Source organism: Achromobacter sp. D7-1, from assembly GCF_059760445.1.
In genome coordinates this window covers 80,276-104,470 of record NZ_JCBAMT010000004.1, presented here as the reverse complement: position 1 = coordinate 104,470, position 24,195 = coordinate 80,276, and the positions used below count along the sequence as shown (strand labels likewise).

Annotated in this window: 25 protein-coding genes; 16 read left to right on the top strand and 9 right to left on the bottom strand. The window is 66.1% G+C overall.

The genetic code is table 11. The features are described from left to right. The first annotated feature begins 85 nt into the window (after positions 1-85). Positions 86-733, top strand: a complete 648-nt coding sequence (locus tag AC6LKD_RS03380) for an IclR family transcriptional regulator (RefSeq protein ID WP_041654055.1) — start codon at positions 86-88, stop codon at positions 731-733. An 84-nt stretch (positions 734-817) separates the two neighbouring features. Here the strand turns inward: AC6LKD_RS03380 and AC6LKD_RS03375 are convergent, their stop codons facing one another. Both AC6LKD_RS03375 and AC6LKD_RS03370 read right to left on the bottom strand, forming a co-directional pair. Beyond that, entirely contained in the window at positions 818-2,533 is a 1,716-nt protein-coding gene (locus AC6LKD_RS03375; protein ID WP_207469292.1) for an N-acyl-D-amino-acid deacylase family protein, read from the bottom strand. 27 nt (positions 2,534-2,560) lie between these two features. Next, positions 2,561-3,571 carry a Bug family tripartite tricarboxylate transporter substrate binding protein gene (locus AC6LKD_RS03370; RefSeq protein WP_207469293.1) on the bottom strand — a complete coding sequence of 337 codons (1,011 nt, stop codon included), beginning with the start codon at positions 3,569-3,571 and terminating at the stop codon, positions 2,561-2,563. A gap of 162 nt (positions 3,572-3,733) precedes the next feature. On the opposite strand from AC6LKD_RS03370, the gene AC6LKD_RS03365 reads away from it, so the two are divergent. Further along, positions 3,734-4,690 carry a LysR family transcriptional regulator gene (locus tag AC6LKD_RS03365; RefSeq protein WP_492276224.1) on the top strand — a complete coding sequence of 319 codons (957 nt, stop codon included), beginning with the start codon at positions 3,734-3,736 and terminating at the stop codon, positions 4,688-4,690. 51 nt (positions 4,691-4,741) lie between these two features. Here the strand turns inward: AC6LKD_RS03365 and AC6LKD_RS03360 are convergent, their stop codons facing one another. Beyond that, positions 4,742-5,197 (bottom strand): DUF1801 domain-containing protein, encoded by a 456-nt coding sequence (locus AC6LKD_RS03360; protein ID WP_498115081.1) that lies wholly within the window; start codon positions 5,195-5,197, stop codon positions 4,742-4,744. A 174-nt stretch (positions 5,198-5,371) separates the two neighbouring features. Here AC6LKD_RS03360 and AC6LKD_RS03355 point away from each other — a divergent pair, with 174 nt between their 5' ends. Continuing rightward, positions 5,372-5,956, top strand: a complete 585-nt coding sequence (locus AC6LKD_RS03355; RefSeq protein WP_013394951.1) for an SAM-dependent methyltransferase — start codon at positions 5,372-5,374, stop codon at positions 5,954-5,956. 33 nt (positions 5,957-5,989) lie between these two features. On the opposite strand, the gene AC6LKD_RS03350 is transcribed toward AC6LKD_RS03355, so the two are convergent. The 3 genes from AC6LKD_RS03350 to ppk2 form a co-directional block, all read right to left on the bottom strand. Then, positions 5,990-6,436 carry an SRPBCC family protein gene (locus tag AC6LKD_RS03350; RefSeq protein WP_013394950.1) on the bottom strand — a complete coding sequence of 149 codons (447 nt, stop codon included), beginning with the start codon at positions 6,434-6,436 and terminating at the stop codon, positions 5,990-5,992. Between the two features lie 135 nt (positions 6,437-6,571). Continuing rightward, entirely contained in the window at positions 6,572-6,826 is a 255-nt protein-coding gene (locus AC6LKD_RS03345; RefSeq protein WP_013394949.1) for a hypothetical protein, read from the bottom strand. 47 nt (positions 6,827-6,873) lie between these two features. Then, positions 6,874-7,695 carry a polyphosphate kinase 2 gene (gene ppk2, locus AC6LKD_RS03340; RefSeq protein WP_498115080.1) on the bottom strand — a complete coding sequence of 274 codons (822 nt, stop codon included), beginning with the start codon at positions 7,693-7,695 and terminating at the stop codon, positions 6,874-6,876. Positions 7,696-7,941: 246 nt separating this feature from the next. Between ppk2 and AC6LKD_RS03335 the strand changes: the two genes are divergently transcribed. The 8 genes from AC6LKD_RS03335 (at position 7,942) to AC6LKD_RS03300 (ending at position 16,809) form a co-directional block, all read left to right on the top strand. Next, on the top strand, positions 7,942-9,489 hold the full coding sequence (locus AC6LKD_RS03335) for an efflux transporter outer membrane subunit (protein WP_498115079.1): 1,548 nt from the start codon (positions 7,942-7,944) through the stop codon (positions 9,487-9,489). Beyond that, positions 9,482-10,591: an HlyD family secretion protein gene (locus tag AC6LKD_RS03330; RefSeq protein ID WP_498115077.1), complete on the top strand. Its 1,110-nt coding sequence runs from the start codon at positions 9,482-9,484 to the stop codon at positions 10,589-10,591. The genes AC6LKD_RS03335 and AC6LKD_RS03330 overlap by 8 nt, the downstream gene beginning before the upstream one ends. Then, positions 10,581-11,645 carry a DUF2955 domain-containing protein gene (locus AC6LKD_RS03325; protein WP_013394945.1) on the top strand — a complete coding sequence of 355 codons (1,065 nt, stop codon included), beginning with the start codon at positions 10,581-10,583 and terminating at the stop codon, positions 11,643-11,645. The genes AC6LKD_RS03330 and AC6LKD_RS03325 overlap by 11 nt, the downstream gene beginning before the upstream one ends. Before the next feature lie 14 nt (positions 11,646-11,659). Then, positions 11,660-12,157 (top strand): transporter suffix domain-containing protein, encoded by a 498-nt coding sequence (locus AC6LKD_RS03320; protein WP_207469305.1) that lies wholly within the window; start codon positions 11,660-11,662, stop codon positions 12,155-12,157. 93 nt (positions 12,158-12,250) lie between these two features. Continuing rightward, entirely contained in the window at positions 12,251-13,039 is a 789-nt protein-coding gene (locus AC6LKD_RS03315) for a PhzF family phenazine biosynthesis protein (RefSeq protein WP_498115076.1), read from the top strand. A 146-nt stretch (positions 13,040-13,185) separates the two neighbouring features. Next, positions 13,186-14,325: a quinolinate synthase NadA gene (gene nadA / locus AC6LKD_RS03310; RefSeq protein ID WP_498115075.1), complete on the top strand. Its 1,140-nt coding sequence runs from the start codon at positions 13,186-13,188 to the stop codon at positions 14,323-14,325. Between the two features lie 20 nt (positions 14,326-14,345). Next, on the top strand, positions 14,346-15,902 hold the full coding sequence (nadB, locus tag AC6LKD_RS03305) for an L-aspartate oxidase (protein ID WP_498115074.1): 1,557 nt from the start codon (positions 14,346-14,348) through the stop codon (positions 15,900-15,902). Between the two features lie 109 nt (positions 15,903-16,011). Next, entirely contained in the window at positions 16,012-16,809 is a 798-nt protein-coding gene (locus tag AC6LKD_RS03300; protein WP_498115073.1) for an IclR family transcriptional regulator, read from the top strand. 54 nt (positions 16,810-16,863) lie between these two features. Here the strand turns inward: AC6LKD_RS03300 and AC6LKD_RS03295 are convergent, their stop codons facing one another. Then, positions 16,864-18,291 carry an FAD-binding oxidoreductase gene (locus AC6LKD_RS03295; RefSeq protein WP_498115071.1) on the bottom strand — a complete coding sequence of 476 codons (1,428 nt, stop codon included), beginning with the start codon at positions 18,289-18,291 and terminating at the stop codon, positions 16,864-16,866. Positions 18,292-18,552: 261 nt separating this feature from the next. Between AC6LKD_RS03295 and AC6LKD_RS03290 the strand changes: the two genes are divergently transcribed. The 5 genes from AC6LKD_RS03290 (at position 18,553) to dmpG (ending at position 23,484) form a co-directional block, all read left to right on the top strand. Continuing rightward, positions 18,553-19,575: a TRAP transporter substrate-binding protein gene (locus AC6LKD_RS03290; protein ID WP_498115070.1), complete on the top strand. Its 1,023-nt coding sequence runs from the start codon at positions 18,553-18,555 to the stop codon at positions 19,573-19,575. 143 nt (positions 19,576-19,718) lie between these two features. Continuing rightward, positions 19,719-20,201 (top strand): TRAP transporter small permease, encoded by a 483-nt coding sequence (locus tag AC6LKD_RS03285; protein WP_013394937.1) that lies wholly within the window; start codon positions 19,719-19,721, stop codon positions 20,199-20,201. Then, positions 20,198-21,481, top strand: coding sequence for a TRAP transporter large permease (locus AC6LKD_RS03280; protein WP_498115069.1), 1,284 nt, complete (start codon positions 20,198-20,200; stop codon positions 21,479-21,481). Before AC6LKD_RS03285 ends, AC6LKD_RS03280 begins: the two co-directional genes overlap by 4 nt. A 41-nt stretch (positions 21,482-21,522) precedes the next feature. After that, the gene (locus tag AC6LKD_RS03275) at positions 21,523-22,428 is read left to right on the top strand and encodes an acetaldehyde dehydrogenase (acetylating) (RefSeq protein WP_013394935.1); all 906 of its coding nucleotides are present in this window, start codon (positions 21,523-21,525) and stop codon (positions 22,426-22,428) included. A 12-nt stretch (positions 22,429-22,440) separates the two neighbouring features. Next, a complete protein-coding gene (gene dmpG, locus AC6LKD_RS03270) occupies positions 22,441-23,484 on the top strand; it encodes a 4-hydroxy-2-oxovalerate aldolase (RefSeq protein WP_498115068.1) in 1,044 nt (347 codons plus the stop codon). A gap of 78 nt (positions 23,485-23,562) precedes the next feature. Here dmpG and AC6LKD_RS03265 read toward each other — a convergent pair whose 3' ends face one another. Continuing rightward, positions 23,563-23,889, bottom strand: coding sequence for a type II toxin-antitoxin system RelE/ParE family toxin (locus AC6LKD_RS03265; protein WP_013394933.1), 327 nt, complete (start codon positions 23,887-23,889; stop codon positions 23,563-23,565). Further along, a complete protein-coding gene (locus AC6LKD_RS03260) occupies positions 23,886-24,167 on the bottom strand; it encodes a type II toxin-antitoxin system Phd/YefM family antitoxin (protein WP_013394932.1) in 282 nt (93 codons plus the stop codon). Before AC6LKD_RS03260 ends, AC6LKD_RS03265 begins: the two co-directional genes overlap by 4 nt. Between the last annotated feature and the right edge of the window lie 28 nt (positions 24,168-24,195).

Sequence of the window (24,195 nt, the reverse complement as noted above, 5' to 3'; positions counted from 1 at the left end):
TCCTTCCCTGGCTCGCCGGTCTTGCCGGGAGCGTCGTTTATGTGTATTGTTCACCTAGTGATCAATACGTTTATCAGGTGAACGATTGAAGAATAATAGATCGATCCAGCGGTGTCTATCCATCATGCGGGCCTTCCGCGGCAACGGCCGGCCCACGCTGGCCGAGCTGGCGCGCGCCGTCGAACTGCCGCACGCGACCGTGCTGCGCTTCCTGCAGACGCTGGAAGAAGAGGGCTACGCCGCGCGCGAAGACAGCCGCTGGCGCCTCACGCCGCAGGTCTTCGAACTGGGGTTCGCGGCCATGGAAAGCCTGGGCGTCACGGATGCCGTGCAGGAGATCCTGCAGAATCTGGCAGATGCCTATTCAGGAACTTCCAATCTGGGCGAGGCCAATCCCGAGGGGGTGATCATCATCGGCCGCGCCATGGCGCCGGCCGAGCGCCGCCGTCTGGTGGTGATGAATCTGCGCGTGGGCAGCGTGCTGCCGCCGGCCAGCGCGCTGGCCGGCGGTTTGCGCCTGGCGCCGGGGCAGTGGACGCGGTTCGACTATCCGGATAGCAACCAGGTGTCGGTGGCCGTGCCCGTGCCGCAAGCGGGCTCGCGCCTGCTGTCGGTGGGGATATCGGTGGCCGCGCCGGAAGTGGAAGGCGACCGGCTGGAGGCCGACATGGTGCCCGCCTTGCAGCAGGCGGCCCAGACCATCGCCGGGGTGATCCGGGTCGGCGTGGTGTAGGCGTGGCGGGACCGCGGACTCAGTCCTCGAGGACTGGCGCCCGGCTGGCACATAGGGTCGGCCGGAAAGCCTGCCCCATGTGCTTCATGCCTGCTGGCTGCGCGCCCCGCGCAGCAGCTTGCCCGGCAGCGCGCCCGTGGCCGCGCCGCCCTCGAAGATGGGCACGCCGTTGACCAGCGTGGCCACATAGCCGTCGGCGCGCTGGATCAGGCGGCGGCCGCCGCCCGGCAGGTCGAACACCATTTCCGGACAATGCACGCGCACGGCAGCGGGATCGATGATGTTGACGTCGGCCTTGTAGCCGGGCTGCAGCAGACCGCGGTCCAGCAGTCCGTACACGCTGGCGGTATCGCGCGTCTGGCGCTTGACCACGTGTTCCAGCTCCAGCAGCGGGCCGCGGCGGCGGTCGCGGGTCCAGTGGCTGAGCATGAAGGTGGGCATACTCACGTCGCAGATGTAGCCGCAATGCGCGCCGCCGTCGGACAGGCTGTTGACGGTGTTGGGGTGCTGCATGAGCTGGTGCAGATGATCCAGGTTCTCGTACGAATAGTTGAAGGACGGGTAGTACAGGATGGCTTGGCCGTCGTTCTCCAGCATCAGGTCGTACACGATTTCCAGCGGTGCGCGGCCGTCGCGCTGCGCCATGGCGGCCACGCTTTCCTCGGGCAGCGGCTCGTAGTCGGGATTGCTGCCCAGGCGGTAGATCTTGTGGAAGCTGCTGAACAGCGTTTCGGCGCGGCGGTCCAAGAGGCCGCGCTGTTCATTCATGATGCGGCTGCGCGTGGCCGGGTCGCGCAGATGGGCCAGTTTCTCCGCCAGCGGCAGGGCATGCAGCGGCTGGTAGCTGGGATGCGCGATGAACGGGTGCAGCGTGCTCTGCCAGGAAAACAGTATGCCCAGCGGGCGTCCGCTGATGCCCGCCAGCAGCGGCACGCCTTCGCGGTGCGCGCGCTCCAGGCTGGCGGCGATCTGCTTCCAGACGTCGGGCGCGCCGTCGGTCTGCTGCAGGTTGAACAGCACGGGCAGGCGGTTGTGGCGCGCCAGCTGCTCCAGCCAGGGCATTTCGCCTTCCATGGCGGGATGGTTGGCGGTCATCTGGAATACGCCATGGCCGACTTCTCCCATGACCGAGCCCAGGGCGGTGATCTCTTCGCCGGTGGCGAAGGTGCCGGGCGGATACTTGCGCTCGTCGTACTTGTGCAGAAAGGTGCGTGAGGTGGAGAACCCGACCGCGCCCGCGGCCAGCGCTTCGCGCACGACTTCCCGCATGGCGATCAGGTCGGCGGGCGAGGCTTCGTCGTGGTGGATGGCGCGCTCGCCCATGACATAGGCGCGCACCGCGCTGTGCGGGATCTGCGCGCCCACGTCCAGCGCCTTGGGGCGGCGGTCCAGCGCATCCAGGTATTCGGGAAAGGTCTCCCAATCCCACTGGATGCCTTCGGACAGCACCGAGCCGGGGATGTCCTCCACGCCCTCCATGACCTTGATGAGCCACTCGCGCCGCTCCGGCTTGACGGGAGCGAAGCCTACGCCGCAATTGCCCATGATGGCGGTGGTGACGCCATGCCAGGTGGAAGGGCTGAGGTACGGGTCCCAGGTGGCCTGGCCGTCGTAGTGGGTGTGGATGTCGACCCAGCCCGGCGCCACCAGGCAGCCGTCGGCGCGGATCTCGCGGCGCGCGGCGCCGGCCCTGCCTTCGGCCTGGACCACGCGTCCGTCTTCTATGGCCAGGTCCGCCTGGTAGCGGGGCTGGCCCGAGCCATCGACGATCGTGCCGCCGCGTATGACCAGATCATGCATTGCGCTCTCCTTTCGATACGCGCGGAGTTACTGGAGGACCAGGCCGATGCGCTTGATCACGGCGCCCCAGCGCACGCTGTCCTGCTGGACGATCTGCGCGAATTCCTTGGGGCCCGCGCCGCTGACTTCATTGCCCTGCGACACGATGCTCTGAGTCACCTCGGGCGTGTCCAGCGCTTCGCGGAACACCTGGGCCACGCGCTCGGCCAATGCCGGCGGCATGTCGCCAGGGCCGAAGATGCCCTGCCAGCCGACGATGTCCAGCCCGGGTATGCCTTGCTCCTTCAGGGTGGGCAGGTCCGGCAGCACGCTCAGGCGGCGGTCGGTGGCCGGGCCCAGCAGCTTGACCTTGCCGGCGCGCGCGTTCTCCACGGCGGTGGCCGTGCCGTCGAAGTAGACCTGGACCTCGCCCGCCAGCAGCGCGCGGCTGGCGTCGGCGGTGCCCTTGTAGGGCACGTGCACGATGTCGATGCCGGTCTGCTGTTTCAGGATTTCGCCGTTCAGATGCGAGGTGGACCCCGGGCTGTAGGAAGCGAAGTTCAACTTGCCGGGATTGGCCCGGGCGTAGTCGATCATCTGCGCCGTGGTCGAGAACGGCGCGTCCTTGTTGGCGACCAGCACGGTGGCCGAGCGCACCACCTGGATAACCGGAGTGAAGTCCTTCACCGGATCGTAGGGCAGCTTCTTGTAGAGGTGCGGATTCTGCGTGTGGGTGACGACGATGGTGTAGAGCAGGGTGTAGCCGTCGGGGTTGGCGCGGGCCACTTCCTGCGCGCCTATCATGGTGCCGGCGCCAGGCTTGTTGTCGACGATGACCGGCGCGCCGGTGCGCTGCGTGACCTTCATTGCCAGCATGCGCGCCAGCGCGTCCGACCCGGATCCGGCCGGAAACGGCACCACCAGGCGGATGGGCTTGCCGCCGCCCGGCCAGGGCGGCGCCTGGGTGACGGGGGCGGCAGCCGCCGAAAGACAGGCCAGGGCGCCCAGCATCGCAGCCCCGCCGCTACCCAACAGTTTCAAAAACGACTTGCGGTTCATGTTGTCTCCTCCTGGGGGTAGGCAATGTCTTGCATTGCTCTGGAATGAGGTTCACCACAGGGCGGCCGGTGCTGCATTTTCTCCGTCGCGGCAAGTCGTTTGTAGTCTTGCGTTTGCGCGCAATCAAATGCATATTTAGCCCAATATTGATGAGAAAAATACATGAGCCTCACAATACGGTCGCTCCAGCACTACGCCGTGCTCGCCGAGGAAAAGCACTACTCCCGGGCGGCGCAGCGGCTGCATTTGACGCAGTCCGCGCTGACGCGCAGCATCCAGTCGCTGGAAGACTCGCTGGGGCTGGTGCTGGTGGACCGGGCGTCCACGGGCGTGACGCCGACGCAGGCTGGCCGCATGGTGCTGGAGCGCGCGCAGCGCATCCTGGGAGAAACCCGCGACCTGCGGCGCGAAGCCGAACTGATACGCGGCCACGACACGGGCCGCGTGAACCTGGGCGTGGGGGCGTTTCCGGCGGCCGGCTTCCTGTCGCCGCTGCTGGTGCGCATCGCACGCGAACATCCCGGCCTGAGCGTGCACGTCGAGATCGAAAGCTGGCAGCGCCTGCTGGACAAGCTGCAGCAGGACAAGCTGGATCTGGCCGTGGCGGTGACGCACAGCCTGCCGCCGCCCGGCGATTTCACCGTGCGGCCCTTGCCGCCGCAGCACGGCGGCCTGTTCACCCGCGCCGGCCATCCGCTGCAGGGCCTGGGCAAGCCGCGCCTGCGCGCCGCGCTGGCGCAGTACCGCCTGGCCGCCACCGACCTGCCGCTGCGGGCGCGCGAGTACCTGGCCCGGCTGTACCAGGTGGCGCGGCCGGAAGACCTGCCCATCGCCTTCGAATGCGACAGCGTCGCCACGCTGCGCGACGTGGCGCTGGGCAGCGACGTGGTGCTGTTCTGCACGCGCGAGGCCATCGCGGCCGAACTGGCGCAGGGCGTGCTGGAACCGCTGCCGCTGGCCTATCCCGCCGCCGGCCCGCTGACCTACAGCGTCATCCATCGCGCGCGCCGCACGCTTTCCCCAACCGCGGAGCGGGTCATAGAACTGGTGCAGGACCTGCTGTCGGACGCGGCAACGCCCCGCGCCGCGGCGGGGAAGAAGCGCCAGGTCCGGCGTTAGCGTCCCGCCCCGCGGCAACGGCCGTGGCGGACAGCGCCCTGGCCGCCGCCTTCACATCTGCTCGCCGGGCAGCGCGCTAGCCTGCTTCACCCAGGCCATGAACTGCGCTTCGTCGAGCTCGTCGTCCTCGCGGATGTCAAGATAGCGCGTGTCCTGGCTTTTGGACGGTCCAGGCGGCACGGGCCGCAGCTTTGCGCCGCGGAAGAACGCCACCTTCACGTACTTGGTAAAGCAGTGAACGCTCAGGAACCAGCCTTGGCCTTCCATGCCATACAGCGGCGAGTTCCACTTGACGGCTTTCTGCACGCCGGGCGCGGCGCGCTCGATCAGTGCGTCCAGGCGGCGCCCGAGGTCGCTCTTCCAGCCCGGCATGGCCGCGATGTACGCCTGCACCGGCGCGTCGCCGTAGCCCTTGGCGATCTGCGGATTGCCGCCGGACAACAGGACAGGCTGCGAGCTGGTTTTCTTGACGGCTTTCGTTGCTTTGGCAAGAGGCTTTTCTGCCATGCATGGTCTCCTTCGATGGGGGGGCGATAGACCCGCAATTGGGCGAAATCCGGCCGCGTGATCTGCTTGACCTCAAGTCGACTTGAAGTGCAAGACTGGCTGCTTTCTGGCGCGGACCGGACGGGAACCCTTCCTGGCGGCGGGCCATGACGAGCATTCAGGGAGTGCAAGCATATGTGGGACGAACGCTACGCCGTTGACGAGTACGTGTATGGGACCGAGCCGAACGCCTTTCTGGCTGAGCACGCGGGCCTGCTTTCCGGGCCGGTGCTCAGCGTGGCCGAAGGGGAGGGACGCAACGCCGTTTTCCTGGCCTCGCTGGGCCTGGACGTGCTTGGCGTGGACGGTTCCGCCGTCGGGCTGGCCAAGGCGCGCAGGCTGGCGGCCGCAAAGGGCGTGTCGATCCGCACCGAAACGGCGGACTTCGCCGGGTACGAGCCGCCGCCAGCATCCTTCGGCGCCGTCGTGTCGATCTTCGCCCACATGCCCAGCGGCTTGCGCAAGAGAGTGCACCGCCTGGCCGAACTTTCGCTCAAGCCGGGCGGCATCCTCCTGCTAGAGGCATACCGGAAGGCGCAGCTGGGCCGCGGCACGGGCGGCCCTCCGGACGCGGACATGCTCATGGCGCTCGCGGACCTGGAGCAGGACTTCCCGAATTGCCAGGTGCTGCTTGCGCGCGAGATCGAGCGCGATGTGGTCGAGGGCATATTCCACACGGGGCCGGCATGCGTGGTGCAGTTCATTGCAAGAAAGAAGTGAAGCCGGGCCAGCCGGTTCGCGGCACGCTGACGCTCACTCGGGAATCTCGGGTTCGACCAGTCGCATCAGTTGCGCCAGAGACTCCTGCCAGCCCAGGTAGCACATCTCCGGCGGGATCGCGGCGGGTATGCCCTCCTGCACGATGTTTACCTCCGTGCCGCAGGCGACCTCGCGTAGGGTGACGGTGGTCTGCATGCGGCCGGGCAAGTTCGGGTCGTCGAACTGGTCGGAGTAGCGGATCTTCTGGCTTGGCACCAGCTCCAGGTACTCGCCGCCGAAGTTGTGGCTGTGGCCGGTGCCGAAGTTGCGGAACGACATCTTGTGCATGCCGCCGACCTTGGCGTCCAGTTGGTGGACCAGGCAGGTGTAGCCGTAAGGAGGAAGCCAGCGCGCGATCGCGTCGGGTTCCAGGAAGGCCCGATAGATGCGTTCGGCCGGCGCGCGCATGACGCGATGCAGGGTTACGGTTCCGGTAGTCATGGTAAGTCCGCCTTTGAAAAAAGTTGTGCGTACTGACACGACGTACGAGTTGACCGGAAATCGACACCTGCAATCCTGGGGGAAACCCTTAAAAAGCACATCTGGTCACGATTAGGACCGGCGCGATGCGGCCCTTTATTCAATGGGCTCCCGCATGACCAGCACCGCGATCGTGTGATTCTTCCAGAACACCTGGTGTATGCGGGGCGCCAGCACGCGCAGGTCTTCGGGGCCGGTGCCGTCGAACGTCACCAGGACGGCCGGCCGCTCCCCCTCGCTCGGTACGCGCTGGATGCGGTCGAAGGACGGAAAACCGTACTTCATGAGAAAGCTCCGGATGTCTTCGTCGGAGGTGCTTTCTTCCACGTGGTTGATCAGCAGGGCAGCCAAGATCGTTCTCCTTGGGTGTTGACGGGCGGGAGAGGGCAGCGCGCCGCTCAGAATTTGGCGGGAACCATCCGCAAGGGATGCCCCGGATCGCGGTAGCCGCCGGCTTTCTGCCGCTTGGGCAGCTTCACCTTGGGCCGCGGCATGCGCTTGTACGGGATGTGGGCGAGCAGGTGGCTGATGATATTCAGGCGTACTTTTTTCTTGTCGTCCGACTGCGCGACGTACCAGGGCGATACGCTGGTGTCGGTGGCCGCGAACATGTCGTCGCGGGCGCGCGAGTAGTCGTACCAGCGGCTGTACGAATCGAGGTCCATCCTGGTCAGCTTCCAGATCTTGCGCTCGTCCGTGATGCGGGCCTGCAGCCGGCGGGTCTGTTCTTCTTCGCTGACTTCCAGCCAGTACTTGAGCAGGATGATGCCCGAGCCGACGATGGCCCGTTCGACCAGCGGCACGCCTTTCAGGAAGATCTTGACGTCATCCTTGGTGCAGAAGCCCATGACCCGTTCGACGCCGGCCCGGTTGTACCAGCTGCGGTCGAAGATCACGACCTCGCCCGCCGCCGGCAGGTAGGGCAGGTAGCGCTGCATGTACATCTGGGTTTTTTCGCGGTCCGAGGGGGCGGGCAGGGCGATCACCCGGAAGACGCGCGGACTGACGCGCTCGGTGATCGCCTTGATCGTTCCGCCTTTGCCGGCGCCGTCGCGTCCTTCGAAAATGATGCAGACCTTGGCGCCAGTCTGGCTGACCCATTCCTGGAGCTTGACCAGCTCCACGTGCAGCCGGGCCAGTTCCTCGGCGTACTGCTTTCCCGAAAGCTTGGCTTGCGCCGGCGGCTTGTCCTCTGCTGCTGCCTTCTTCTGAGCGTTCATGATGGCACTCCAGAATATGCTGCGGGGAAACGGGCGGAACGTTGGAATTTTTCACTGTAGCGCCGACCGTCGCCCTTTGTACACAAGCAGGCGGCAGCAGTGCTTTTTGTCTAGTTCTTGCTTCGACATGCGCCTCTGGCGAGAAGCGGAAAAGGCCAATAGAATCAATTCGCACACCGCGCTCCGGCAAGGCTAGAGTTGCGTCGTGGACCATGGCGGTTAGGCTCTACACGGACCCGATACCCGATGTCGCCGCTGACCTGTTCGAATCGGCTGTTGCTGATCGGTACTTTGTGCCTGGGCGGCTGCATGCGTGTCGGGCCGGATTTCGAGCCCCAGCGCACCAGTTGGGCCTCGGACTGGAGCACTCCCGCGCTGCAACAGGCCAGCCTCCAGCAGCTGCAGCCCGACGCCCGGCAGTGGTGGCAGGTCTTCGGCGATCCGGTCCTCGAATACCTGATCGCGCAGGCCGACGCGAACAACGCCGGCCTGCGCATCGCGGGTCTGCGGATCATGGAAGCCCGCGCGCAGCTCGGCATCGCCCAGAGCGGCCGCTACCCGCAATCGCAGGTGGTCGGGGCCAACGCCCTGTATCAGCACCGGTCATCGCGCTCGGCCGAAGGAAATCCGCGTCCCAGCAGCTTCTGGCAATACAGCGCCGGCTTCGACATAGGCTGGGAATTGGATTTCTGGGGCCGGTTCAGCCGCGCCATCGAGTCGGCCGACGCCCTGTACTTCGAGGCCCAGGCCAATCGCGACGACGTGCTGGTGCTGCTGCACGCCCAGGTGGCCGAAAGCTACTACGCGCTGCGCACCGCCGAGGCGCGGCTGCGGATCGCCCGCGACAACGCCGGCATCCAGAAGCGCAGCTACGAGATCACGCAAAAACTGTTCCGCAGCGGCGAGACCGATGAGCTGGATTTGCAGCAGGCCAGGACGCAGTACCTGAGTACCCTGGGCACCATCCCCGAATTCGAAAGCCAGATCTTGCGGACCCGCAACGCCCTGGCGGTCCTGGTCGGCCGCCCGCCCGGCCCGATGCCGGAACTGGATGACAAGACGGCGGTCGTGCCGCTGATCGGCCGGGCGGTGTTGCAGGACGTGCCCGCCAACCTGCTGCTGCGCCGTCCCGACATCCGCGCCGCGGAACTGCGCATCGCCGCGCAGTCGGCGCAAGTGGGCGTGGCCGCGGCGGATCTCTATCCTTCGCTGACCCTGCTGGGCAGCATTGCCTGGTCCGCCACGTCGCTGGCCGGCACGGCGGGCGGCATGGCGCTGCTGGCAGGTCCCGCCCTCAGCTGGAACGTGTTCGACCATGGCCGCCTGCAGAACAATGTGCGCGTTCAAGACGCGCGGCTGCAGCAACTGATCGTGGCCTACCAGGATGACGTCCGGCAGGCGGCGCGCGAGGCCGACGACGCGGCCAGCGGCCTGATCAAGGCCCTGGAGCGCGACGGCATCCTGCAGCAGTCGGCGCAGGCCGCGGGGCGCTCGCTCACCCTGGCCAACGCGCTCTATCGCGAGGGCTATACCGATTTCCAGCGCGTGCTGGACGCGCAGCAGGCGCTGGCGGTCCAGCAGGACGCCTACGTCGTGAACCGGGGCGGCGCGGTAAGTGACCTCATCGCCCTGTACAAGGCGATGGGCGGGGGCTGGTACAGCGCGGAGCCGGTGCTCGACCCCGCGACCCGCGAACAGATGCGGCAGCGCACCGATTGGGGCGATCTGCTGTCCGAACCGGCGCCTGCCCCGGCCGCCGCCGTGTCCGCGCAAAAGGTGCGACCCGATGAGTGACTCGCCATCCAAGCCAGCCGCCGCGCCCGCGCCGGACCCCGCGAAAAAGGGCGTTCGATGGGCAGTCCTGTTCATCGTCCTGAGCCTAGCCTGGTATCTGCTGGCCGACCGCTACACCCCATACACCCAGCAGGCGCGGGTGCAGGCTTTTGTCGTGCCGGTGGCGTCGGAGGTTTCGGGGCGCGTGACCCGGGTGCACGTGCGCAACAACCAGGACGTCGACGCCGGCGCGGTGCTGTTCGACGTCGACCCCGAGCACTACCGCATCGCCGTCGACCGCGCCCGCGCCGACCTGGAATCCACGCGCAGGCAGATCGGCGCCAGCACCGCGGGCATCGATTCGGCGCAGGCCTCCTTGCGCGCCGCGCAGGCCAACGAACTGAAGGCGCGCCAGGACAGCACCCGGCTCGAACGCCTGTATCGCGAGGATCAGGGCACCGTTTCGCTGCGGCGGCTGGAAATCGCGCGGGCGAATTTGGCGCAAGCCATCAGCCAGGTCGCCGCGGCGCGGGCCGAAGTGCAGCGCGCGCGCGAACAGGAAGGCGGCAGCGAGGAAGACAACGCCAAGCTGCGCAGCGCCGCGGCCGCGCTGGAAAAGGCCGAGCTGGATCTGGCCAATACGCAGGTGCGGGCGCGTTCGGCGGGACTGATCACCGACCTGCGCACCGATGCCGGACAGTTCGCCGCCGCTGGCAACCCGGTCATGACGCTGATCGCCATCCATGACGTCTGGATCAGCGCGGAAATGACGGAGAACAACCTGGGCCATGTGGAGCCCGGCACGCCGGTGGCGATCATCCTGGACGCATTGCCCGGACAGATCTTCAAGGGCCGCGTGCGCAGCGTCGGCTATGGCGTCAACGTGGGGCCGGGCACGCCGCCGGGCTCCCTGCCCACGGTGCAGAACAGCCGCGACTGGCTGCGGCCGGCACAGCGCTTTCCCGTTATCGTGGAATTCGATCCAGGCGATCTGCCGGCCCTGAGCGGCGTGCGCGTGGGCGGGCAAGCCGAGGTCATGGCCTTTCCCAGTTCCGGCAATCCGCTCAACCTGCTGGGCCGCGCGTACATGCGGCTGATGAGCTGGCTCTCCTATGCGTACTGATCCCGATCCCCGCGGCCGGCGCGCACTGCGTGTGGGCGTGGGCACCGCTTTCTGCACGGCCGTCAGCTTCGGCCTGGACCTGCCCATTCCCATGGTCGCGCCGGTGCTGGGCGTGTTGTTGCTGGCTTCGATGAACCGGCCCCTGTCGTTCAAGAGCGGGCTGGGCCTGATGCTGATGGCGCTGCTCACGACCGCGATCGGCCTGCTGCTGAGCCCCTTGCTGCGCTACTACCCCTTGAGCGGGGTGCTGCTCATCGCCTTGTGCCTCTATTACGCCTTCCTCTATGGGTTGCGCGGCGGCAACAACCTGCTGTCGACTTTCCTCATCATCGGCCTGACCATGATTTCCGCCGCCGGCACGGTCGACTTCGCGCTGGCCGCGCTGGTGATCGAGGCGCTCGGCAAAGGGCTGCTGGTCGCGGTCCTGGCGTTGGGCGGCTGCCACCTGCTGTTCCCCGAGCCGTCGGCCGCGCCCGCGCCGCCCGCGGCTCCGATCCTGCCGCCGGACGAGGCCAGCCGCAAGGCCCTGCGCGCTTCGCTCGTGGTGATGCCGGCTTTCCTGCTGGCCTTGACCGACCCGCTGGGCTACATGCCCATCATCCTGAAGTCGGTCAGCCTGGGGCGGCAAAGCTGCGTCACGGCGGCGCAGGGCGCGGCGCGCGAACTGCTGGGCTCGACCCTGCTGGGCGGCGCGTTGGCGGTCGCTTTCTGGTGCGCCCTGAGCCTGTTCGTGAACCTGTGGATGTTCTTTCTCTGGATGCTGCTGTTCGGCCTCGTGGCCGCGCGCAAGCTCTATCGGCTGAGTCCGACCCCGCATCCGCCCAGCTTCTGGCTGAACACGCTGGTGACGCTGATCATCCTGCTGGGCCAATCGGTGCAGGACAGCGCCGCGGGCAAGGACGTCTACACCGCGTTCGCGGTGCGCATGGGCCTGTTCATCGGCGTCACGCTCTACGCCTGCCTGATGCTGCGCCTGCTCGAACCCCGGGCCCGTACGCCAGGCAGTCAGCCACCTGTACAGAATCCTTCAACCGCAGTCCCTCAAGACGTTTGAACCAGGAGGCAGCCATGTCATTGCCAGACGAACCAGCCCAACCCGCGCCCGCGGCGGGATGGCGCTTCAAATGCGGGATAGGACTGTTCATCATCGCCTTTTCCCTGTGGTTTCTGATCCCGGTGGCGGGTTACATGGACGTGCCGGGTTCGCGCATCGCGGCGCTCACCGGCACCGTGTTCATCGCCAACAAGGTGCTGCTGCTGAGCTGTATTGCCGTCATGGGCAAGGAGGGTTTTCAGCGGCTGAAGTCCATCGTGTTCGGCCACGCCAAGAAACTCGCTCCCGTGCAGAAGGTCGGCCGCGTGCGCCATGCCATCGGCCTGGTCATGTTCTTCCTGCCGATCCTGACCTCGGTGCTGGAACCCTACATCGACGAAATGTGGCCGGGCTTGCGGCCCAACCTGTGGCAGGCCCAACTGGCCGGAGACCTCATGCTGATCGCCAGCTTCTTCGTGCTGGGGGGGGATTTCTGGAGCAAGCTGCGGGCGTTGTTCGTGCGCACGGTGTAGCGGCCACGGCTTGAGCATGCGCGCCGGCATTTTCATAGGAAAATGCCGGCTTGCGTTCCAACGCGCAATCTCAGCCATCAACCAGGACCCGCCATGCCGCAACTCGATATCTATCAGGTAGACGCTTTCACCGCCGCTCCCTTCGGCGGCAACCCCGCCGCGGTGGTGCCGCTGCAGGCGTGGCTGCCGGACGCAACGCTGCAGCGCATCGCCGAAGAAAACAATCTGTCGGAAACCGCCTACTTCGTGCGCAAGGGCGATGTCTACGAGCTGCGCTGGTTCACCCCCGCGGTGGAGGTGGACTTGTGCGGCCATGCCACGCTGGCGTCGGCGTGGGTGCTGTTCGAGCAACTGGGCGCAACCGAGGATGTGCTGCGCTTCGCCACGCGCAGCGGCGAATTGCAGGTGCGCCGCGCCGGCGGCCGGCTGGCGATGGATTTCCCGGCCAAGCGGCCCGAAGCGCAGGAAATTCCGCCAGGCCTGTTGCAGGCCCTGGGACTGCCGGGCGCGCAGGCGTTCTGCAAGACGGACGACTATCTGGTGGTGATAGATGATGAAGCGCTGATCGATGCCTTGAAGCCGGACTTCGCCGCGCTGGCGGCCTTCGACACGCGCGGCGTGGCGGTGACGGCGCCGTCGGCGCAATTCGATTTCGTGACGCGCTGGTTCGGGCCGCGCGTGGGCGTGAACGAGGATCCGGTGACCGGATCGGCGCATACCTCGCTGGCGCCGTACTGGGCCCAGCGCCTGGGCAAGCGCAGCCTGAGTGCGCAGCAGGGCGGGGCGCGCAAGGGCCAACTGCAATGCGAGGTGCTGGACAACGGCCGCGTGATCATCAGCGGCCAGGCGGCGCTGTATATGCGCGGCTCGATCTTTATCTGAGCGGGGCCGGGCCGCTGCCAGGGCGCGCAGCGGCGCTGAAAAAAGAGATTGACACTATTTATGCTCAACACTAGCATAAATAGTGCTCTTTTTTTGATCATTAAATGCTCAGATTGAGCATAAAAATTCCGCGAGGAGACAAGCCCATGGATACCCCCAACCGCCGGTACGTCGAATTCGATCTGCCTGCCACGCCCAGCTGCCCCAGCGCCGTCGGCCAGGCCTGGGCGCGCGTGCCCGAACCCTTGCCGGCCGCCGGGCGCGCAGCCTGCGTGGCGCGCATACGTGAACTGCTGGCGCGGGAGCGCGCTGTCCTGGTGGCCCACTATTACGTCGATGCGGAACTGCAGGAACTGGCCGACCAGACCGGCGGCTGCGTCGGCGATTCGCTGGAGATGGCGCGCTTCGGGCGCGATCACGAGGCCCGCACGCTGGTGGTGGCTGGCGTGCGCTTCATGGGCGAGACGGCCAAGATCCTGAGCCCGGACAAGCGCATCCTGATGCCGGACCTGGACGCCACGTGTTCGCTGGATCTGGGCTGTCCCGCCGCCGATTTCGCGGCCTGGTGCGATGCCCATCCGGACCGGACGGTGGTGGTCTACGCCAACACCAGCGCCGAAGTGAAGGCGCGCGCGGACTGGGTCGTCACCTCGTCCATCGCGCTGGACGTGATCGCGGACCTGCATGCGCGCGGCGAGAAAATCCTGTGGGCGCCGGACCGGCATCTGGGCGACTATGTGCAGCGCCAGACCGGCGCCGACATGCTGCTGTGGCAGGGGTCGTGCCTGGTGCACGACGAGTTCAAGGGCGTCGAACTGGAGCTGCTGCGCGCCGAACATCCGCAGGCCAAGGTGCTGGCGCATCCGGAGTCGCCCGCGGCGGTGCTGGCGCAGGCGGACGTGGTGGGCTCGACCACCCAGCTGATCGAGGCCGCGCGCAAGTTCGACGCCGGCCTGCTGATCGTGGCGACCGACCAGGGCATCCTGCACAAGATGCGGGCGCTGGCGCCCGGCAAGACCTTCCTGGCCGCGCCCACGGCGGGCGACAGCGCCAGCTGCAAGAGCTGCGCGCAATGTCCCTGGATGGCCATGAATGCCTTGACCAATCTGGCCGAGACGCTGGAGCACGGCCGCAACGAAATCAGGTTGGATCCGGCGCTGGGCCTGCGCGCCAAGGCGCCGATCGACCGCATGCTGGACTTCGCGGAACGGCGCAAGCGCCGGGTGCAGGCCAGCGGCGACCTGGCGCAAGACACGCCGCTGTACGCCAGCGTCGGGCCGGCATAAGGACTACGGGAGGTCCGCTCATGGAATTCGACGTCATCATCATCGGCAGCGGGCTGGCCGGCATGGCCGCCGCGCTGGAACTGGCTCCGCGGCGGCGGGTCGCGCTGATATCCAAGGGTGAATTGCGCGACAGCGCCAGCAACCGGGCCCAGGGCGGCATCGCCGCGCCGCTGGCGGCGGACGACAGCGTGGAGGCGCACGTGCGCGACACCCTGATCGCGGGCGCCGGCCTGTGCGATCTGCCCGCCACGCAGGGCATCATTGCCCGCGCATGCGGCGCGATCGCGTGGCTGCAACAGCAGGGCGTGGCGTTCACAGCGGAGCTGGATGGACTGCACCTGACGCGCGAGGGGGGGCACGGCCTGCGCCGCATCGCGCACGCGGCGGACGCGACCGGCAGCGCCATCATCGCAGCGCTGGAAGAGCGTGCGCGGCGGCATCCGCGCATCACGCTGCTGGAAGCGCATTGCGCAGTGGACCTGATCCTGGACGACGCCGCGAGCGCCGCGGAAGCGCGCTGCGTGGGCGTGCGACTGCTGGACCTGCGCAGCGGACGGATTTTCGACGCCGCCGCCAGCCACGTGGTGCTGGCCAGCGGCGGTGCAGGGCAGGCGTACCAGACGACGACCGCGCCGGCCGCGGCCACCGGCGACTGCATCGCCATGGCCTGGCGCGCGGGCTGCCGCGTCGCCAACATGGAATTCACGCAGTTCCATCCCACCGGCCTGCACCACCCGCAGGCGGGCGGCTTCCTGATTTCCGAGGCCGTGCGCGGCGAGGGCGGCGTGCTGCGCCTGCCGGATGGCGCCCGCTTCATGCCGGCGCACGACCCGCGCGCCGAACTGGCGCCGCGCGACATCGTCGCCCGCGCCATCCAGAGCGAGATCGAACGCCATGGGTTGGAATGCGTGCACCTCGATATCAGCCACCAGCCGCCGGCGTTTCTGCGGGAGCACTTTCCCACCATCCATGCGCGCTGCCTGGCGCTGGGCCTGGACATCACGAAAGATCCCATTCCAGTGGCACCCTCCGCGCATTACACCTGCGGCGGCATCGTCGCGGACATGGCGGGGCGCAGCGATCTGCCTGGCCTGTATGCGGTAGGCGAGGCGGCCTGCACCGGACTGCATGGCGCCAACCGCCTGGCCAGCAACTCGCTGCTGGAGTGCGTGGTCATGGGCAGGGCTGCCGCGCAGGACATCCTGGGGCAGGCCCTCTTGCCAGCGGTAAGCCGCTTGCAGGCCGCCGACGAAAGGACCAGTCCGGCGTCCGCGGACCTGGCGACGCTGCGGCGGAACCTGCGCCAGCTGATGAGCCGGGACGTGGGCGTGCTGCGCAGCGACGCGTCGCTCACGCGCGCGGCCGCCTTCATTGGACCGCTGCGCGTGGAGATGGAAGCGCGGCTGTTGCGTGAGGGCGTGAGTCTGGAGTTGCTGGAGCTGCGCAACCTGGCCCTGGTTGCGGATCTGATCGTGCGTGCGGCCAGCGCGCGCGATGAAAGCCGGGGCGCGCATTTCAACAGGGACAGGCCGATCCGCGCCGAAACGCAGGCGCTTGCGCCATACGCAATACCGTAGAATACCGTCGGCGGGACTCAGGCATCATCGGATCAAGAGTCTTGGGCGAACTGGATGCGCGGCACGCAATGCACGCGGCGGTATGGTGAAACAGGTGAAGCAAGCAGAGATGTCCTCCAAGACGGCCAAGACCAAGGAAAAGGACAAGGCCGCGCGCCCCGAACCGGCCGCCAGCCAGACGCTGCTGCGCGGCCTGGACATCATCGAATCGGTGGCCGCGGGCGTCAGCGATCTGGGAGATATCGCGCAGCACACCGGCATGACCTACAGCACGGTGCATCGCATGGTACTGGCGCTGGCGCGGCGCAATTATCTGAAGCGCGATCCGCAGCGCGGCTACATGCTGGGCAGGAAATTGCTGGAGCTGGGCTTCCACGCCTATTCGGAAGTGGAATTGACGCAGATTGCGCGCCCCATCCTGCAAGGCCTCGCGGACCAGACATCCGATACCGTGCACCTGGCGACCATGGATCATGGGCTGGTCATCTATCTGGACAAGATCGCCAGCCGCCGCGCGATCGAAATCAGTTCGCGCATCGGCGGCAGCAAGCCGCTGATCTCCACCGGGGTAGGCAAGGCCTTGCTGCTCGACGCCGGCGAGCAGGAGTGGGAAGCCATCTACGAGAATCAGCGCCATCTGCTGCGCCTGCCTGTATCGAAAGCCGCATGGCTGAAGCTGATGCGCAACTACGCGCAGGCCGGCTACGCCTATGACACGGGCGAGGACGAACCGTCCATCCGCTGCGTGGCGGCGCCCATCCGCGACGGCCGCCACAAGACGGTCGCGGCCGTCAGCGTCTCCAGCACCCTGGAATACATGGATGAAAAGCGCATGGCCGCGCTGGTGCCGGTGGTATGCGAAGCGGCGCGCAGGATCAGCGCGGAACTTGGCAGCAGCCAGGGCTGAGCAGCAGGCGCCGCTTCAGGCGCCTGCCGGCAAGATCGGGTAAGGGGAACAGGTCTAGGCCAGGATCTTGCCAGGGTTCATGATGCCTAGCGGATCCAAGGCCTGCTTGAGCTGGCGGACCAGCGCCAGCTCCGCCTCGCTGCGGCTGTAATGCAGCCATGGGCGCTTGTGCAACCCGATGCCGTGTTCGGCCGAGACCGAGCCCTCCAGGCTGCGCACGATGCCGTAGAACGCGGCTTCGATCTGCTTTTCCGTGCGATGCCCGTCAGCCGGCAAGGGGCCGACCACGATATGCACATTGCCGTCGCCCACATGCCCGAAATAGATCGCCTGCACCGAGGGAAAGTCCCGGGCCAGCGCCTCTCTCATGCGCCCGACGCATTCCTCGATGCGAGAAATGGGCGCGGATACGTCGAAGTTGATGGTGGGCGCATAGGTCTTCAGCATCTCCGAGATGGAGTCGCGCAATGCCCAGAATGCCTCGGCATCGGCGTGCGATTGCGCGATGGCTGCATCGGCGATCCAGCCTTCGGCAAGCGCATGCTCCAGCACGGCTTCGAACCGGGCCGCGTCTTCCTCGGGGGCTGCCGCCTGTAGGTCCAGCAACACGTATAGCGGGTGGACGGCAGGCAGCGGCGCGGCGATGCCGCCGGCGGTGGTGGCCGCCTGGTAGTAGTCCTGCCACATCACCTCGAATGCGCTGACCTGTCCGGACAGGCGTTGCTGCGCATGCCGCAGCAGCTTGATGGCCGACCCGAAGTCGGGCGCGGCCACCAGCGCCGTGTTGGCGCCCGATACGCCGGGATGCAGGCGCAACACGGCCTGCGTGACGATACCCAGCGTGCCTTCGGTGCCGATGAACAAGTGCTTCAGATCGGGGCCGGCGTTGTTCTTGACCATCTTGTTCATCATGGAAAGCACGGTGCCGTCGGCCAGCACGGCCTCCAGGCCCAGCACCAGGTCGCGCGCCATGCCATAGCGTATGACCCGGTTGCCGCCGGCGTTGGTGGAGATGTTGCCGCCGATCTGGCACGAGCCGCGCGCGCCCAGGTCCAGGGCGAAGAAGAATCCGGCTGCCTGGGCGGCCTCCTGGATGGTCTGCAGCGGCGTCCCGGCCAGCACGGTCATGGTGGCCGAGGCCGCATCGATTTCGACGACGCCGGACATGCGCTCCAACGAAACCAGCACGCAGCGCTCCACCGGCACGGCGCCGCCCGCCAGGCCGGTCAGGCCTCCTTGCGGCACCACCGGGCAACTCGCGGCGTGGCACAAGGCGAGCAGGCAGGCGACTTCGCCGGTGCTGCGCGGACGCGCCAATGCCAGCGGCGTTCCGCCTTGTTCGTCGCTCCAGTCATGCAGGTGCTTGCCGTCGATGTCGGCGCCCGTCAGCACCTCGCCGATGCCAGGTTCGCGCCGCAGCGCGGCCAGCACTTGCTCCGGGCTCCACGGAACCGATGCCGCTTCAGGCGCCGCAATCTTCATGTGCATCACTCCTTTTGACGTGTTTTTCACGCTAATGCCGTTTTTATAATCTCTCATATGTTGAGAGATGTTCTCAGGGTTTGAAAAAATTTTAGCATCAATCTAGAATGCGCCGACGGCACACACAACCGGCCCTGCGGCGTCCGTCCGAGCGCCCAAGGGCCAGGAAACCGCCGCGCGTCAGCGCAGTTGGATCCGCTGATTTTCCGCAGAAGAAAGGTCTGTTTCCCACGGGAACAGCGCATTGTTGGAGACAAAGAAATGATGATGGGTATCACTAGAAAGCTGTTCCGGTCCGCGGCGATGGCGGCGGGGTTGGGCGTGTTCGCCGCCGGCTACGCAGGCCATGCCGCCGCCGCGGAAAAGATCGTGCTCAAGGCGGGCCATGCCGCGTCCACCAGCAACACCGGGCACCTGGCCCTGGAACATCTGGCCAAGGAACTCGCGGCCAAGACCGATGGCCGTATCACGATGGAGATCTTCCCGAACTCCCAGCTGGGTAGCGAGCGCGAACTGGTGGAAAGCATCCAGTTGGGCAATGTGGACATGACCTTCGTGTCGTCCGCCGTCCTGGGCAATTTCAACAAGGAATTCTTCGCGCTGGACATCCCCTTCCTGTTCAAGGACCGGGCCAGCGTCTATCGCGTGCTGGACGGCGAGATCGGGCAAGGGCTGCTCGGCAGCCTGGACAAGGTGGGGATCAAGGGCCTGGCGTACTGGGAGAACGGCTTTCGCCAGCTGACCAATAGCAAGAAGGTCATCAAGTCGCCCGCGGACCTGGCCGGCATGAAGATGCGCACCATGGAAAACGAAGTGCACATCGCCGCATGGAAGGCCGAAGGCGCCAACCCGGCGCCGCTGGCCTTCGGCGAACTCTTCACCGCGCTCCAGCAGGGCACCTTCGACGCGCAGGAGGGTCCGATCAACCTGTTCTACGACATGAAGTTCGACGAGGTGCAGAAGTACATCACCAAGACCAACCATGTCTATTCGCCCTGGCCCCTGCTGATCAATCCGGACGTCTACGGCCGCTTCAGCGATGCCGACAGGAAGATCCTCGAACAGGCGGTCAAGGACACCACCGCGTACCAGCGCGACCTGGCGCAGAAGGCCGACGAGAAGGCCGAGGCCGCGATGACGACGGTCACCTTCACCGCCTTGACCCCCGAGGAACTGTCGGCGTTCTCCGGCAAGATGGGGCCGATCCAGGAGATGGTGAAGAAGAAGGTGGGCGGCACCATCGTCGACAGGATCGTGGCTGAAGTGAACAAGGCGGGTAGCTGAGCGCCCGCGGCGCCTAGGCCGCCTCATCCTTGCGCGCGCCGCGCCGCTGGCGGGCGCGCGTGTTCAAGCCGGTAGCCGCAAGCGCGGTGGCGCGGCCGGGCCGCTGCCCGCCGCAAGCCGGCTGTCTTCGGAACTACGACACCATGTGGAAATTTCTAGACAAGCATCTGGAAGAGATGCTGATCGTGCTCCTGCTGTCGACCATGTCGCTGCTGATCTGCGCGCAGGTCTTCATGCGCTACGTCATGGACAGCTCGCTGGCCTGGTCGGAGGAGCTGGCGCGCTATTGCTTCATCTGGGCCACTTACCTGGGCGTGAGCTACGCCGTCAAGCGCAATGCGCATATCTGCGTTGAGGCGGCGATTTCCCGCTTTCCGGGCCGCCTGAAGGCCTGCTTCGTGGTCCTGTCGCACCTGCTGTTCATCGTGTTCGCCGCGCTGGTGGTGAAGGAAGGCTACGCGCTGACGTTGAAGATCTTCAAGTTCGGGCAGACCTCTTCGTCGCTGGGATTGCCCATGGGAGTGATCTATCTGGCGCCCACCGTGGGTTTCGGGCTGGTCATCCTGCGGCTGATCCAGAGCATTTTTCTCGAGCTGGGCGCATTGCGCCAAGGGAGCCGGGCATGATCTCGCTATTGCTGTTCGGCAGTTTCCTGGCGCTCCTGATACTCAGCGTTCCCATCGCCATTTCCCTGGGCCTGGCCTCCGCGGTCGCGTTGCTTTACAGCGGCAAGGTCAGCAGCAGCTACATCGCGCAGGGCCTGGTCACCTCCATCGATTCCTTTCCCCTCATGGCGGTGCCGTTCTTCATCCTGGCCGGCGACCTGATGGGGCAGGGCGGACTGTCGCGGCGCCTGCTCAATGTGGGTAACGTGCTGTTCGGGCGCTATACCGGCGGGCTGGCCATCATCGCCATCGTCACCTGCATGTTCTTCGCCGCGATTTCCGGTTCGGGGCCCGCCACGGTCGCGGCCATCGGTGGCATCATGCTGCCCGCCATGGCCCAGCAGGGCTACGACAAGGGCTACTCCGTCGGCTTGATCGCCGCCGCAGGCAGCATCGGCATCATCATTCCGCCCAGCATCCCGATGATCATCTATGCGGTGTCGGCCAATGTGTCGATCACCAAGATGTTCCTGGCCGGCATCATCCCCGGCCTGCTGATAGGCGTGAGTCTGATGATCGTCGCCTACGTCAGCGCGCGCAAGCATGGCTACCGCGGCGTGGACCGCCGCTACAGCGGCCGCGAAATCGCGGCGGCGGTGTGGGATGCCAAGTGGGCGCTGCTGGCGCCTGTCATCATCCTGGGCGGCATCTACGGCGGCGTGTTCACGCCCACGGAGGCGGCTGCGGTCGGCGTGCTCTACGGCTTTGTCGTCGGCGCCTTCGTGCACAAGGAGCTGACGTTCAAGGGGCTGTACCAGGTGATCGCCGGGTCCGCGCTGACCTCGGCCACCGTGATCGTGATCGTCGGCACGGCCACGATCTTCGGGCGCGTGCTGGCGATCGAGCGTATTCCGTTCCTGATCGCCGACTACATCGTGCACCTGACGGACAACCCCATCGTCATCCTGCTGCTGATCAATGCGCTGCTGCTGTTCGTCGGCATGTTCATGGAGACGATAGCGGCCATCATCATCCTCACGCCCATCCTGCTGCCGGTGGTCATGGCGGTAGGCGTGGATCCGGTGCATTTCGGCATCGTGATCATCGTCAACCTGGCGATCGGCATGGTGACGCCGCCGGTGGGCGTGAATCTGTTCGTCGGCGCTCGCATCGGCGGCATTCCGTTGGAGAAAGCCGCGGCCGGCTCTCTCGCCTTCATCGCGGCCATGATCGTCACCTTGCTGGCGATCACATATGTGCCCGCGCTCTCGCTGGCGCCGTTGAGCCTGATGGGCAACTAGCGGGTCCGCGTTCTTTTTTTCTATCAAACCAGGAGTAAAGCATGTCAGGAAAACTGCGGGCCGCGATCATCGGCTCGGGCAATATCGGCACCGACCTGCTGGCCAAGCTGAAGCGCAGCGCGGTGCTGGAACCGGTCTGGATGGTGGGCATCGATCCGGAATCAGACGGGTTGCAGCGCGCCCGGGACATGGGCCTCGAGGTCACCGCCGACGGCGTGGACGGCTTGCTTCCCCACGTGGAGGAGGCTGGCATCCGCTTCGCGTTCGACGCCACCAGCGCCTATGTGCACAAGGAAAACTCGGACAAGCTCACCGCGCTGGGCGTCAAGGTGATCGACCTCACGCCGGCCGCCATCGGCCCCTACTGCGTGCCGCCGGTAAACCTCAAGGATCTGGCGGGCCGGCAGGAGAACAATGTCAACATGGTGACCTGCGGCGGCCAGGCGACCATTCCCATGGTGTATGCGGTGTCGCGCGTGCAACCGGTGGCGTATGGCGAGATCGTGGCCACGGTGTCCTCGCGCTCGGCGGGGCCGGGCACGCGCAAGAACATCGATGAGTTCACCCGCACCACGGCCGGCGCGGTGGAACGCATCGGCGGCGCCAAGCGGGGCAAGGCCATCATCATCCTCAATCCGGCGGAACCGCCGATGATCATGCGCGATACGGTCCATTGCCTGACCGAGAGCGAGCCGGACCAGGCGCGCATCACCGAGTCCGTGCACGCCATGATCGCCGAAGTGCAGAAGTACGTGCCGGGCTATCGCCTGGTCAACGGACCGGTGTTCGACGGCAACCGGGTGTCGGTCTACCTGGAGGTCGAGGGCCTGGGCGACTACCTGCCCAAGTATTCGGGGAATCTCGACATCATGACCGCGGCGGCCGTGCGCAGCGCCGAAATGTTCGCCGAGCAGATGCTGGCGTCCGCCGCCCAGGCAGCAAACTAGGAGATGAAGACCATGGAATTGAAAGGCAAGAAAGTCGTACTGCACGACATGACGCTGCGCGACGGCATGCATCCCAAGCGCCACCAGATCACGCTGGAACAGATGGTCTCGATTGCGCGCGGCCTGGACGATGCAGGCGTGCCGCTGCTGGAAGTCACCCACGGCGATGGCCTTGGGGGCGCATCGGTCAACTATGGCTTCCCTTTGCACTCGGACGAGGAGTACCTGTCGGCCGTGGTTCCGGTCATGAAACAGGCCAAGGTGTCCGCCTTGCTGTTGCCGGGCATCGGCACGGTCGAGGACCTGCGGCGCGCGCATGCGCTGGGCGTGCACACCCTGCGGGTGGCCACGCACTGCACCGAGGCGGACACGGCCGAGCAGCATATCGCCGAGGCGCGCAAGCTGGGCATGGACACGGTGGGCTTCCTGATGATGAGCCACATGAACAGTCCGGAAGGGCTGGTGCGGCAGGCCAAGCTGATGGAGGGCTACGGCGCCAATTGCATCTACATCACGGATTCGGCCGGGCATCTGTTGCCCCATACGGTCAAGTCCCGCCTGGAAGCCGTGCGCGGCGCGCTGCGGCCGGAGACGGAACTGGGGTTCCACGGCCACCATAACCTGGCCATGGGCGTGGCCAACAGCATCGCCGCCATCGAGGCCGGCGCGGGGCGCATCGATGCGGCCGCGGCCGGACTGGGCGCGGGAGCGGGCAACACGCCTCTGGAAGTGCTGGTGTCGGTGCTGGACCTGATGGGTGCGCAGACGGGCGTCGACGTGTTCAAGATCCAGGACGTGGCGGAAGACCTGGTGGTCCCCATCATGGATTTCCCGATCCGCATCGACCGCGACGCATTGACACTGGGCTATGCCGGCGTGTATGGCTCGTTCCTGCTCTTTGCCAAGCGGGCGGAACAGAAGTACGGCGTTCCGGCGCGCGAGATCCTGGTCGAGATGGGGCGCCGCGGCATGATAGGCGGGCAGGAAGACATGATCGAGGATACGGCCCTGTCCCTGCTGCGGCAAAAGCGGGCGACCGCCGCCAGCGCCGCCTGAGGCGGGTTGCCGGCCGGCGTCGGGTTCACGGTACGCCGGTCAGCAGGTGCTGCGCCGCGCCAGCCAAGCGCTTTGCCTTTACGGCCTGAGCATTCGCACAGGCCGTCTGCTCAATTTCGTCTTGAAGTCCTGGCGGGCATCACAAATGATGTGGATATAGACCCGGTCTCCAATGACTTCGTAGATCACGCGATTCTTCACGGCGACGATTTCCATAAAATGCGTGACCGGAAGCTCCGGCAGCGCATGTCCCGCATTCGGGAATTGCTCAAGTTTCAGGATCGCCTTCTTGATTTTGGAATAGGCGTTCAGCCACGTCGTTTGCGTGAAGTGCTTGCGGATGTACCGCCGGATTTCATGAAGGTCGTCTACTGCGGTTTGAAGAAAGACAACCTTGTGGCTCATTCTTCATCATCCTTGTCCATCGCTTCGATCTGGGCAAAGACATCTGCGGCAGGCGTGATCCGGCCTTCCTCTATCTCCTTGCGGCCATGCGCGAGCAACTGGAGCAAGGCCATGGCCTGTTCCTGTTCTTCATAGCTTTCAACATCCATGACAACCAGCTTGGCCTCGCCGTTCTGCGTGATGAGCATGGGCTCGCGAGTTTGCGAGAGAGTTGTGACGATTTCCGCCGCATGGCTTTTGAGATAGGAAATCGGTTTGACTTGAGTCGAGTATTTCATGGGGGACTGATCTCCGAGTGGATATGTC